This window comes from Pseudomonas sp. Choline-02u-1 (genome assembly GCF_002836515.1).
GTDB lineage: Bacteria > Pseudomonadota > Gammaproteobacteria > Pseudomonadales > Pseudomonadaceae > Aquipseudomonas.
Genome location: NZ_PJBC01000013.1, coordinates 75,929 through 88,410 on the forward strand (window position 1 = coordinate 75,929; position 12,482 = coordinate 88,410).

At 61.0% G+C, this 12,482-nt stretch carries 9 protein-coding genes; 5 read left to right on the top strand and 4 right to left on the bottom strand.

All coding sequences use genetic code 11. The annotated features are described in order from the left end of the window. Nucleotides 1–2: 2 nt before the first annotated feature. From CXF97_RS10345 to pcaC, 4 genes are read left to right on the top strand one after another with little or no spacing between them, the layout of a single operon-like run. Complete coding sequence (locus tag CXF97_RS10345; RefSeq protein ID WP_101158417.1) at nt 3–1,298, top strand: MFS family transporter; 1,296 nt, start codon at nt 3–5, stop codon at nt 1,296–1,298. Nucleotides 1,299–1,343: 45 nt separating this feature from the next. Continuing rightward, nucleotides 1,344–2,708 carry a 3-carboxy-cis,cis-muconate cycloisomerase gene (locus CXF97_RS10350; RefSeq protein WP_101158418.1) on the top strand — a complete coding sequence of 455 codons (1,365 nt, stop codon included), beginning with the start codon at nt 1,344–1,346 and terminating at the stop codon, nt 2,706–2,708. Nucleotides 2,709–2,719: 11 nt separating this feature from the next. Further along, nucleotides 2,720–3,508 (top strand): 3-oxoadipate enol-lactonase, encoded by a 789-nt coding sequence (gene pcaD, locus CXF97_RS10355; protein WP_101158419.1) that lies wholly within the window; start codon nt 2,720–2,722, stop codon nt 3,506–3,508. A 13-nt stretch (nt 3,509–3,521) separates the two neighbouring features. Then, nucleotides 3,522–3,914, top strand: a complete 393-nt coding sequence (gene pcaC, locus CXF97_RS10360; protein WP_007917093.1) for a 4-carboxymuconolactone decarboxylase — start codon at nt 3,522–3,524, stop codon at nt 3,912–3,914. 157 nt (nt 3,915–4,071) lie between these two features. Here pcaC and CXF97_RS10365 read toward each other — a convergent pair whose 3' ends face one another. The 4 genes from CXF97_RS10365 to emhA form a co-directional block, all read right to left on the bottom strand. After that, on the bottom strand, nt 4,072–5,331 hold the full coding sequence (locus CXF97_RS10365) for an OprD family porin (protein WP_101158420.1): 1,260 nt from the start codon (nt 5,329–5,331) through the stop codon (nt 4,072–4,074). 382 nt (nt 5,332–5,713) lie between these two features. Beyond that, nucleotides 5,714–7,174, bottom strand: a complete 1,461-nt coding sequence (gene emhC / locus CXF97_RS10370; protein WP_101158421.1) for an efflux RND transporter outer membrane subunit EmhC — start codon at nt 7,172–7,174, stop codon at nt 5,714–5,716. Further along, nucleotides 7,171–10,335, bottom strand: a complete 3,165-nt coding sequence (emhB, locus tag CXF97_RS10375; RefSeq protein ID WP_101158422.1) for an efflux RND transporter permease subunit EmhB — start codon at nt 10,333–10,335, stop codon at nt 7,171–7,173. Before emhB ends, emhC begins: the two co-directional genes overlap by 4 nt. A gap of 3 nt (nt 10,336–10,338) precedes the next feature. Then, on the bottom strand, nt 10,339–11,496 hold the full coding sequence (emhA, locus tag CXF97_RS10380; RefSeq protein WP_024011947.1) for an efflux RND transporter periplasmic adaptor subunit EmhA: 1,158 nt from the start codon (nt 11,494–11,496) through the stop codon (nt 10,339–10,341). Nucleotides 11,497–11,762: 266 nt separating this feature from the next. On the opposite strand from emhA, the gene emhR reads away from it, so the two are divergent. Further along, nucleotides 11,763–12,395 (top strand): efflux system transcriptional repressor EmhR, encoded by a 633-nt coding sequence (gene emhR / locus CXF97_RS10385; RefSeq protein ID WP_016771330.1) that lies wholly within the window; start codon nt 11,763–11,765, stop codon nt 12,393–12,395. Nucleotides 12,396–12,482: the final 87 nt, after the last annotated feature.

Here is a 12,482-nt window from a genome sequence, read left to right on the forward strand (position 1 = left end):
CAATGACAACGCCCACCTCCCATTACACCGGTGAAGAGCGCAGCAAGCGCATCTTCGCCATCGTCGGCGCTTCGTCCGGCAACCTCGTCGAATGGTTCGACTTCTACGTCTACGCCTTCTGCGCGATCTATTTCGCCCCGGCGTTCTTCCCGTCCGACAACCCCACCGTGCAACTGGTCAACACCGCTGGCGTATTTGCCGCCGGGTTCCTGATGCGGCCGATTGGTGGCTGGATTTTTGGCCGGGTTGCCGACAAGCATGGGCGCAAGAACTCGATGCTCATCTCGATTCTGATGATGTGCTTCGGCTCGTTGCTGATCGCCTGCTTGCCGACCTACAAGGACATCGGCGTCTGGGCGCCAGTGCTGTTGCTGTTCGCGCGTTTGCTGCAAGGTCTGTCGGTGGGCGGCGAATACGGCACAACAGCGACCTACATGAGCGAAGTCGCGCTCAAGGGCCAGCGCGGTTTCTTCGCCTCGTTCCAGTACGTGACGCTGATTGGTGGACAACTGCTGGCGGTGTCGCTGGTGGTGGTGCTGCAACAGGTCCTCACTGAAGAAGATTTGCGTGCCTACGGCTGGCGGATCCCGTTCGTGGTCGGTGCGGTGGCGGCGCTGATTTCGCTGTTCCTGCGTCGTTCGCTGAAGGAAACCACCAATGAGGAAACCCGCGCCCACAAGGACGCCGGTAGCATCACTGCGCTGTTCCGCGATCACAAAGCGGCGTTCATCACCGTGCTCGGCTACACCGCTGGCGGCTCGCTGATTTTCTACACCTTCACCACCTACATGCAGAAATACCTGGTGAACACCGCCGGCATGCACGCCAAGACCGCCAGCTACATCATGACCGGCGCGCTGTTCCTGTATATGTGCATGCAGCCGCTGTTCGGCATGCTTGCCGACAAGATCGGCCGACGCAATTCGATGCTCTGGTTCGGCGCCCTCGGTACGTTGTTCACCGTGCCGATTCTGCTCAGCCTGAAAAGCATCAGCAGCCCGTTCCTCGCCTTCGTGCTGATCACCCTGGCGCTGGCGATCGTGAGTTTTTACACCTCGATCAGCGGTCTGGTGAAAGCCGAGATGTTCCCGCCGGAAGTGCGCGCTCTCGGTGTCGGTCTGGCCTACGCGGTGGCCAACGCGATCTTCGGTGGCTCGGCGGAATTCGTTGCCCTGAGCCTGAAGGCCGGCGGCATGGAAAACGCCTTCTACTGGTACGTCACGGCGATGATGGCGGTGGCTTTCCTGTTCAGCCTGCGTTTGCCCAAGCAGGCGAAGTATCTGCACCACGATCTGTAAACCCATGTGCGCGGGCTGCAAGGCCCGCGCCGGCAAGGACTGTTTATGACTCAGCGACCGGGCAATCAATTGTTCGATGCCTACTTCACGGCCCGCGATATGCGCGAGGTGTTCTGCGATCAGGGCCGGGTGCAGGCGATGCTCGATTTCGAAGCGGCGCTGGCCCGGGCCGAGGCGCGGGTCGGGCTGGTTCCGGCGTCAGCCGTGGCACCGATTATGGCGGCGTGCGACGCGGGCCTGTATGACTTCGCAGCGCTGGGCGAGGCGATTGCCACGGCCGGCAATTCGGCGATTCCGCTGGTCAAGGCGTTGGGCAAGCTGATCGCCTCAAGCGATGCCGAAGCCGAACGTTATGTGCATTTGGGGGCGACCAGTCAGGATGTGATGGATTCCGGGCTGGTGCTGCAACTGCGCCAGGCGCTGCTGCTGATCGAAAACGAACTGGCGCAACTGGCCGATTCGCTCGCCGTTCAGGCCCAACGGTTTGCCACGACACCGCTCGCCGGGCGCACCTGGCTGCAGCACGCGACGCCGGTGACCCTCGGCATGAAAATCGCCGGTTGGCTCGGCGCGGTGACGCGCAGTCGTCAACGGCTGCAAGAATTGAAACCGCGCTTGCTGGTCCTGCAGTTTGGCGGTGCGTCAGGCACGCTGGCGGCGCTGGGGCAACACGCTCTGCCAATCGCCGAAGCCTTGGCCGAAGAGCTGCAACTGAGCCTGCCCGAGCAACCATGGCACACCCAGCGTGACCGCATCGTTGAGTTCGGCGCCGTGCTTGGCCTGATCGCCGGCAGCCTCGGCAAATTGGGCCGCGACATCAGCCTGTTGATGCAGACCGAAGCGGCGGAAGTGTTCGAGCCCGCCGCACCGGGCAAGGGCGGTTCCTCGACCATGCCGCACAAACGCAACCCGGTTGGCGCGGCGGTGTTGATCGGCGCGGCGACGCGGGTGCCGGGTCTGGTGTCGACGCTGTTCAGCGCCATGCCCCAGGAGCACGAACGCAGTCTCGGTTTGTGGCACGCCGAATGGGAAACCCTGCCGGAAATCTGCTGCCTGGTGTCCGGTTCGCTGCAACAGGCGCGCTTGCTGGCCGATGGTCTGGAAGTCGATGCAGCACGCATGTCCCGTAACCTCGAATTGACCCAAGGCCTGGTGCTGGCTGAGGCGGTGAGCATCGTCCTCGCCCAGCGCGTCGGCCGCGATACCGCGCATCACTTGCTCGAACAATGCTGCAAACGCGCAGTGGCCGAGCAACGTCATTTGCGCGCCGTGCTCGGTGACGAGCCGCAAGTCACCGCCGAGCTGAGCGACGCTGAACTCGATGATCTTCTGAACCCCGCGCATTATCTCGGCCAGGCCCACGTCTGGGTCGAGCGCGCGGTGGCTGAACACAACGCTTTGACTGTCTGAAGGAGAGGGCTGTGGCTTTCGTTCAACTCGCCGATGGCGAACTGCACTATCAAATGGAAGGCCCTGAGGATGCGCCGGTGCTGGTGCTGTCCAACTCCCTGGGCACCGACCTGCACATGTGGGATGCGCAAATGCAGGCGTTCACCGAGCATTTCCGCGTGCTGCGTTTCGACACGCGCGGCCATGGGCAATCGCTGGTCACCGAAGGGCCGTACAGCATCGAACAACTCGGTCGCGACGTGCTCGGTCTGCTCGATGCGCTGCATATCGAGCGCGCGCATTTCTGCGGGCTGTCGATGGGCGGGCTGATCGGTCAGTGGCTGGGGATCAACGCAGGCCATCGTTTGCACAAACTGATCGTGTGCAACACGGCGGCGAAAATCGGCGATCCGTCGGTATGGAATCCACGCATCGAGACCGTACTGCGCGACGGTCCGGCGGCGATGGTCGCACTTCGCGATGCGTCGATTGCGCGCTGGTTCACGCCTGACTTTTCGGCGGCGCATCCCGAGGCGGCGAAGAAGATTACCGACATGCTCGCCGCGACCCATCCACAAGGCTATGCGGCCAACTGCGCGGCCGTGCGCGATGCCGATTTCCGCGAGCAGCTGGCTTCGATCAACGTGCCGTTGCTGGTGATCGCCGGCAGCGAAGATGCGGTGACGCCGCCGTCCGGCGGGCATTTCATCAGCGACCATGTGCGCGGCGCGGAGTACGCCGAGTTCTATGCGGCGCACCTGTCCAACGTGCAGGCTGGTGCTGATTTCAGTGATCGTGTTCTGGCGTTTCTGAACGCTTGATAAGGGGATTTTCGTGGACGAGAAACAACGTTACGACGAAGGCATGCAGGTCCGCCGCGCGGTGTTGGGCGATGCCCACGTCGATCGCAGCCTGACCACCCTGACCGAGTTCAACTCGGAATTTCAGGAGATGATCACCCGCCACGCCTGGGGCGACATCTGGACCCGCCCGGGCTTGCCCCGGCACACCCGCAGCCTGATCACCATCGCCATGCTGATCGGCATGAACCGCGAGGGCGAGCTGAAACTGCACCTGCGCGCGGCGGCCAACAATGGCGTGAGCCGTGGCGAGATCAAGGAAGTGATCATGCAGAGCGCGATCTACTGCGGAATTCCGGCGGCGAATGCGACCTTTCATCTGGCTGAATCGGTTTGGGATGAACTCGGGGTTGAATCCCGCGAGTGATGTTGCCTGAGCTGACGTCATCGCTGGCAAGCCAGCTCCCACATTAGAATGCATACCCGTGTAGGAGCTGCCGAAGGCTGCGATCTTTTGATCTTGATTGTTAAAAACAAGATCAAAAGATCGCAGCCTTCGGCAGCTCCTACAGGGGATTCGGTGTTTACAGCAGGCTGATCGGGTAGCTGACGATCAACCGGTTCTCATCAAACTCGTTATTGCTGAAATCCCGGCGCATGGTCGAGTTGCGCCATCTGACGTTCAAATCCTTCAGCGTGCCGCTCTGCACCGTGTAACCCAGTTCCGATTCACGACCCCATTCCTTGCCGTTGGTGATTGCCCCGGTGTGCACATTGTCGCCGCTGATGTAGCGGTTCATCAGGGTCAGGCCAGGGATGCCCATAGCGGCGAAGTTGTAGTCGTGACGCAGCTGCCAGGAGCGTTCCTGAGCATTGTCATAACTGGCGTTATAGCTGTCGTTGGCCAGCGTCCCGCCGCTGGTGCCGTTGACCCGCATCCAGGCGCTGTCGCCGGTGAGTTTCTGCAGGCCGACATAGAACGTGTTGCCGCCGTATTTGGCCGAAAACATCCCGTACCAGGTTTTGTTATCCAGATCACCGGCGCGGGCGCTGCCATCTTCCTTGCCGTAGAAAAAGCCGAGGTTGGCGCCGAGCGTCCAGGCGCCGAGCGGCTGGCTGTGCAGCACGTTGAGGTACTGCTGGCTGTAGATATCCTTGAGCTGCGCGTTCCATAAGCCGATCTGTGTGCGCTTGTCGTTGAACAGGTATTCGCCGCCCTGGAAGTTGAAACGATCAGAAGTGAACGCCGCTTTGCCGGTCATCGACATGTCGCTCATGCTGCTGTCGTCGCGCGGGCTGTTGGCGCGGAACTGGCCGCCATACAGGGTCAGGCCGGCGATTTCCTTTGAGGTGATCTGGCCGCCACGGAAGGTTTGCGGCAGGGATCGGCCGTCGTCTGAACGCAGAATTGGCAGCACCGGCATCCATTCACCGACCTTGACTTCGGTCTGGGAAAACTTCGCTTTGAACGCAACGTTGGTGCGGCCAAAGTTGTCCGCCGGGCGACCGTCATGGTCCAGCGGTAACAACTGCGTGCCGCCCGTGCCTTTACCGCCATCGAGCTTGACCGAATACAACCCGAGCACGTCCATGCCGAAGCCGACGGTGCCTTGGGTGAAGCCGGATTTCGCGTCCAGAATGAAACTCTGCGTCCACTCTTCCGCTTTGCCCTGGGTCTTGGTCGGGTTGGTGAAGTTGCGGTTGATGTAGAAGTTGCGCAGGTTGAGGTTGACCTTGGCGCCTTCAACGAAGCCGCCTTCTTCGGCGCTTGCCGGCAGGGCCACACCGGCGATGGCCAGGGCGATCACAGCGGGCAATGTGTAGGGCACAGGGAAAACTGTCATGGACTTGGGTCTCTCTTGTTTTTTTGGGGCGAACGGCTGCGCTGTCGCGGCGGGTACGGCGCAGGCAACGTAATGAAGGTCTGAGATGGAACGGTGGCGGTCAGCCGGGCGGGGCAGTGCGCTGGAGCATGGTGTCGAACCTTGTTGTTATTGGTTTTCTGGTTCGAATGGTGAAGGGCCTGGAGGTTCGGGTTCAATTGCTGAAAGCGGGTTTTGGGCGGTTATCGAACAGCAAAAGATCGTCCGATCGCGGCCCGAGCCTTCGGCAGCTCCGGCAGGGGGATTGCATTCCAAATGTAGGAGCTGCCGAAGGCTGCGATCTTTTGATCTTCAAAAACAAAAAGCCCACCGATAGGGTGGGCTTGATGTATTCAGCCGATGATCAGAACAGCTTCATCTTCGGCGCTTCTTCTTTCAGCGGTTCGTTCTGCGCGGTCTGCGCATTCCAGCCGCCGCCCAAGGCCTTGTATAGGTTGACCGCACTGGTCAGCTGCGCGAGGCGGTCGGTGATCAGCGCTTGTTGCGCACTGAACAGCTGACGCTGGGCATCGAGGAAGGTCAGGTTGCTGTCGACGCCGATGCGGTAGCGACGTTCGGCCAGGCGGTAGTAATCCTGGTTGGCCTGCACGAAGTCACGCTGCGCTTGCAACTGCTCGGTGTAGGTCTGGCGAGCGGCGAGGCCGTCGGCGACTTCCTGGAAGGCCGTTTGAATGGACTTCTCGTAGTTCGCCACGCCAATGTCTTTCTGGATCTTGGCGTAGTCGAGGCTGGCGCGCAGGCTGCCGGCGTTGAAGATCGGCAGGTTGATCTGCGGCTGGAACAGCCACGTCCCCGAGCCACCCTTGAACAGACCGGACAGATCCGGGCTCAGGCTGCCCGCGTTGGCGGTCAGGCTGATGCTAGGGAAGAACGCTGCACGCGCCGCGCCGATGTTGGCGTTGGCTGCTTTCAGGTTGTACTCGGCCTGGAGGATGTCCGGTCGACGTTGCAGCAGATCCGAAGGCAGACCGGCCGGCACGTCGCTGAGCAGGTCATCGGACAGCGGCTTGGCCGTTTGCAGGTTGGCCGGAATACCGGTGCCGAGCAGCAGGGTCAGGCTGTTTTCGTCCTGCGCGACCTGGCGGGTGTAACGCGCCAGTTGTGCCCGGGCGTTTTCAACCGAGGTGCGCGACTGCGCCAGATCCAGCGCCGAAGCCACACCGACTTCGTTGCTGCGGCTGGTCAGCTTGTAGCTTTCTTCAAAGGCACCGAGGGTGTCCTGAGTCAGCTTGAGCAGTTCCTTGTCCGCTTGCCAGGTCAGATAAGCATTGGCAACGTTGGCTACCAGACTGATCTGCGTGCTGCGGCGTGCTTCTTCGGTGGCGAAGTATTGTTGCAACGCTTGCTCGCTCAGGCTGCGAACCCGGCCGAACAGGTCGAGTTCGTAGGCGCTGACGCCGACGGTGGCGGAATACGAACTGCTGATCATCGACTCGCCGGTCTGCGAGGCACGGGCCGGCAGACGCTGACGGCTGCCGGCGGCATTGGCCGACACCGCCGGGAACAGGTCGGCGCGCTGGATGCGGTACTGCGCCGCGTAAGCGTCGATGTTCAGCGCCGCGACACGCAGGTCGCGGTTGTTTTCCAGGGCGACCTGGATCAGCTGTTGCAGGGCAGGGTCATGGAAAAACTGCTTCCAGCCCTGTTCGGCAGCGGCTTGCGCCGGAGCCTGGGCCGGCGAGTACGCCGGCCCCTGCGGGTACTGGCCTGCGACCGGAGCCTCAGGCTGCTGATAATCAGGTATCAGCGAGCAACCGCTCAGCACGAAGGCGGCGACTGCGAGGGAGAGTAGCGACTTGCTCATTGGCCAGCCTCTTTAGGAGTTTCAGTAGTCTCATCCGCGTCGGCATTTTTGCGCTTGCCGATGGACGACACAGTAACGAAGAACAGTGGGACCCAGAAGATCGCCAGGATCGTGGCCGTGAGCATACCGCCAATCACGCCGGTACCGATCGCATGTTGACTGCCCGAACCGGCGCCCGTGGAGATCGCCAGCGGTACTACACCGAGGACGAAGGCCAGCGAGGTCATGATGATCGGGCGCAGACGCATGCGGCAGGCTTCGATTGCCGCGTCACGCAGGCTGCGTCCCTGTTCGTGCAGTTCCTTGGCGAATTCAACGATCAGAATGGCGTTTTTAGCCGCCAGACCGATGGTCGTCAACAAGCCCACCTGGAAGTACACGTCGTTGGACAGACCGCGCAGGCTGGTCGCCATCAGTGCACCGATGATCCCCAGCGGCACCACGAGCATGACCGCGATCGGAATCGACCAGCTTTCATACAGCGCCGCCAGACACAGGAACACCATCAGCAGCGACAGGGCGTAGAGCGCTGGCGCTTGCGAGCCGGACAGACGTTCCTCATAGGACAGACCGGTCCAGGAAATACCGACACCGGACGGCAGCTTCTTGGCAATCGCTTCGACTTCAGCCATCGCTTCACCGGTGGAGTAGCCAGGCGCCGGAGCTCCGAGGATTTCGACCGCTTCCACACCGTTGTAGCGCGCCAGTTTCGGCGAACCGTAGACCCACTCGCCCTTGGCAAATGCCGAGAACGGAACCATGGTGCCTTCGGCGTTGCGCACATACCACTTCTTCAGGTCTTCCGGGCTCATGCGTGAGTCCGGCTGGCCCTGCACGTACACTTTCTTCACCCGACCACGGTCGATGAAGTCGTTGACGTAGCTACTGCCCAGCGCGATCGACAGGGTATTGTTGATGTCGCTGATGGTGATGCCGAGGGCACTGGCCTTCTCGTCATCGATTTCCAGCTGGAACTGCGGCTCATCGTTCAGGCCGTTCGGACGCACCTGGGTCAGCACCTTGCTTTGTGCCGCCATGCCGAGGAACTGGTTGCGCGCCTCCATCAGTTTTTCGTGGCCGATGCCGGCGCGGTCCTGCAGGAACACGTCGAAACCGGTCGCGTTACCCAATTCCAGAACCGCTGGCGGGGCGAAGGCAAACACCATCGCGTCGCGGAAGCTGAAGAAATGCTGCTGGGCACGCGCAGCGAGATTGAACACGCTGTTATCGGCGTTACGTTCGCCCCATGGCTTGAGCATGATGAACGCCATACCCGAGCTCTGACCACGGCCGGCGAAGTTGAAGCCGGTCACGGTGAACACCGAAGCCACCGCGTCCGCTTCACCGCCGTCCTTGTTCGGACGCAACAGGTACTCACGCATTTCATCCACGACCACCTGCGTGCGCTCGGCACTGGAACCGGCCGGGGTCTGCACCTGAGCGAACAGTACGCCCTGGTCTTCTTCGGGCAGGAACGCGGTCGGGATGCGGGTGAACAGCCAGATCATGCCTACGACGATCAGCAGGTACGCCAGCAGATACGGCGCCTTGCGGGTCAGCATGTTGCCGACGCCACGCTCGTAGCTCTGCACGCCACGGTCGAAGTTACGGTTGAACCAGCCGAAGAAACCCTTCTTCGGCGTACCGTGCTCGCCTTTCGGAATCGGCTTGAGCATGGTGGCGCACAACGCCGGGGTGAAGATCAGGGCAACCAGTACCGACAGGGCCATGGCCGAAACGATCGTGATCGAGAACTGCTTGTAGATCACACCGGTGGAGCCACTGAAGAACGCCATCGGCAGCAGTACCGCCGAGAGCACGAGGGCGATACCGACCAGTGCGCCCTGAATCTGGCCCATGGATTTCTTCGTCGCTTCCTTAGGTGACAAGCCTTCTTCGCTCATCACACGCTCGACGTTTTCCACCACGACGATGGCATCGTCCACCAACAGACCGATGGCCAGCACCATGCCGAACATCGTCAGGGTGTTGATGCTGAAACCGGCGGCGGCGAGGATGCCGAACGTACCGAGCAATACCACCGGCACGGTCATCGTGGTGATGACAGTGGCGCGGAAGTTCTGCAGGAACAGGAACATCACCAGGAACACCAGCGCGATCGCTTCGACCAGGGTGTGCACCACGCCTTTGATCGACTCGGTCACTACCGGGGTAGTGTCGTACGGGAACACCACTTCCATGCCTTGCGGGAAGAACGGCTTGAGGCTGTCGATGGTGGTGCGCAGCGCTTTGGCCGTATCGAGGGCGTTGGCACCGTTGGCCAGTTTCACCGCCAGACCGGAAGCCGGGCTGCCGTTGAACTGGGCGCTGATCGCGTAGTTCTCACCGCCGAGGCCGACTTCAGCCACGTCTTTGAGGCGAACCTGCGAACCGTCCTTGTTGACCTTGAGCAGGATTTCCTTGAACTGCTCGGCGGTCTGCAGACGGGTCTTGCCGATGATCGTCGCGTTCAGCTGCTGGCCCTGCACGGCAGGCAAGCCACCGAGCTGACCGGAGGAAACCTGAACGTTCTGCGCGGCAATGGCGTTTTTCACGTCAACCGGGGTCAGGTTGAAGTTGTTCAACTTGGCCGGGTCGAGCCAGATGCGCATCGCGTACTGCGCACCGAAGACCTGGAAGTCACCGACACCGGCGGTTCGCGAGATCGGGTCCTGCATGTTCGACACGATGTAGTTGGACAGGTCGTCCTTGGTCATGCTGCCGTCACGCGACACCACGCCGATCACCAGCAGGAAGTTCTTCACTGCCTTGGTCACGCGGATACCCTGTTGCTGCACTTCCTGCGGCAGCAGCGGGGTGGCCAGGTTCAGCTTGTTCTGGACCTGAACCTGCGCGGTGTCGGAGTTGGTGCCTTGCTCGAAGGTCGCGGTAATGGTCATGCTGCCGTCGGAGTTACTTTCCGACGACACATAACGCAGGTTGTCGATACCGTTGAGCTGTTGCTCGATGACCTGCACCACGGTGTCCTGCACGGTTTGTGCGGACGCGCCCGGGTAGGTCACCTGGATCGCAATGGCCGGTGGCGCAATGCTCGGGTATTGGTTGATCGGCAATTTCAGGATCGAAAGTGCCCCGACCAGCATGATCACCAGGGCAATTACCCAGGCGAAAATCGGACGGTCGATGAAGAATTTTGACATGGGTTACTCCCCTTTGCCGCCGGCGGCTTTGTCAGCTGCCTGTGCGGGGGCCGGGTTCTTGGTGCCGACGTTAGTCGCCTCGGTCGCTTTGACCTCGACGCCCGGTTTGACGTACTGCAGCCCTTCGGTGATCAGACGATCGCCGGCTTTGAGGCCGTCTTCGATCAGCCACTGGCTGCCGACGGTGCGGCTGGCCTTGAGCTGACGCAGTTCGACCTTGTTGTCGGCGCCGACGACCAGTGCGGTCGGGGTGCCTTTGAGGTCGCGGGTCACGCCTTGCTGCGGTGCGAGGATCGCTGCGCTGTTGACGCCGGCCTGCAGCTGGGCGTGGACGAACATGCCCGGCAGCAGGGTGTGATCCGGGTTCGGGAACACTGCGCGCAGGGTCACCGAGCCGGTGGTCTGGTCAACCGAGACTTCGGAGAATTCCAGCTTGCCGTCGAGCTTGTACTGGCTGCCGTCTTCCAGGGTCAGCTTGACCGCAGCGGCGTTGTCGCCAGCCTTCTGCAGACGGCCGCTTTCCAGTTCGCGGCGCAGTTCCAGCAATTCAACCGACGACTGGGTGACGTCGACGTAGATCGGATCGAGCTGCTGAATCACTGCCATCGCATCGGCCTGGCCATTGCTGACCAGTGCGCCTTCGGTCACCGAAGAACGGCCGATACGGCCAGAAATCGGCGCGTAGACCTTGGTGTAACGCACGTTGATCTGCGCAGTCTGAAGCGATGCTTCCGATTGCAGGCGGTTGGCCAGAGCGGTGTCGTATTCCTGGCGGCTTACAGCTTGTTCATCGACCAGTTGCTTGTAGCGGTCTGAGATCGACTTGGTCGATCGCAGCTCGGCTTCGGCGCTTTTCAGCGTAGCTTCATAGACCGACGGATCGATCTGATACAGCTGCTGGCCGGCTTTGACGTCGGCGCCTTCCTTGAACAGACGCTTGAGAATGATGCCGTTGACCTGCGGGCGGACTTCAGCGATGCGGAACGCACTGGTGCGGCCCGGCAGTTCCGAGGTCAGGGTAAAGGCTTGTGGTTGGAGGGTGACGACGCCGACCTGAGGAGGCGGAGCGGCCGGGGCCGCTTCTTCCTTTTTACATCCGCTGAGCAGCGATGCCAGGGCGACGGCAGTGACCAGAGCGGTAACAGCTGGCTTGAATTGCATGAAGATCCTCGGGTCAGGCGCGCAAGAAGCGCACAAGAAGTGTGAAAGAGTAAAAATCGGGCACCGGGTGGATAAGTAGCTTGCTAAGTAATATACTTACGTTCATGGTTGTTTGTAAATACCTGCGCCGCGTACCCACCCTGATACAAAAGTCGTCGCAAGGTTTGAAATTGTAGGCCGGGGAGTCGATTCACGAGAGATCGCCCCCTCTTTATTCAGCGGATATTCAGCCATCCCTGAAACATCCTGTTTGAGGTTTTACTGCCATGGTCCGTCGTACCAAAGAGGAAGCTCAGGAAACCCGCAGCCAGATTCTGGAAGCGGCCGAGAAAGCCTTCTATGAAAGGGGGGTCGCCCGCACCACCCTGGCGGACATTGCGACCCTCGCTGGCGTAACGCGTGGCGCCATCTACTGGCATTTCAGCAACAAAGCCGATCTGGTCCAGGCGATGCTCGACAGCCTGCACGAACCGCTGGATGAACTGGCCAAGGCCAGCGAAAGCGAGGACGAACCGGATCCGCTGGGCTGCATGCGGCAATTGCTGATTCATTTGTTTCATCAAGTTGCACTGGACCCGAAAACCCGGCGCATCAACGAAATTCTGTTTCATAAGTGCGAGTTCACCGATGAAATGTGCGATCTGCGCCAGCAGCGCCGGACAGCCAGTCTCGATTGCAACCTGCGCATCGGCCTGACCCTGCGTAATGCGGTCAATCGCGGCCAATTGCCGGAAGACCTCGATACCGCCCGTGCGGCCATCAGCATTCATGCTTATATCGACGGCTTGCTTTACGGCTGGCTGCTGGCTCCGGACAGCTTCGAACTGCACGCCGAGGCTGAACGCTGGGTCGACACCGGGCTGGACATGCTGCGCCTGAGCCCGAGCCTGCGCAAATGAATTAAAATGCGCAACAGCCTGGGGAGATGTCAATCAGCCGCCATGGCTGATCATCGCGGCGGGAGTTTAAACGTAGCGAGTCCCGCA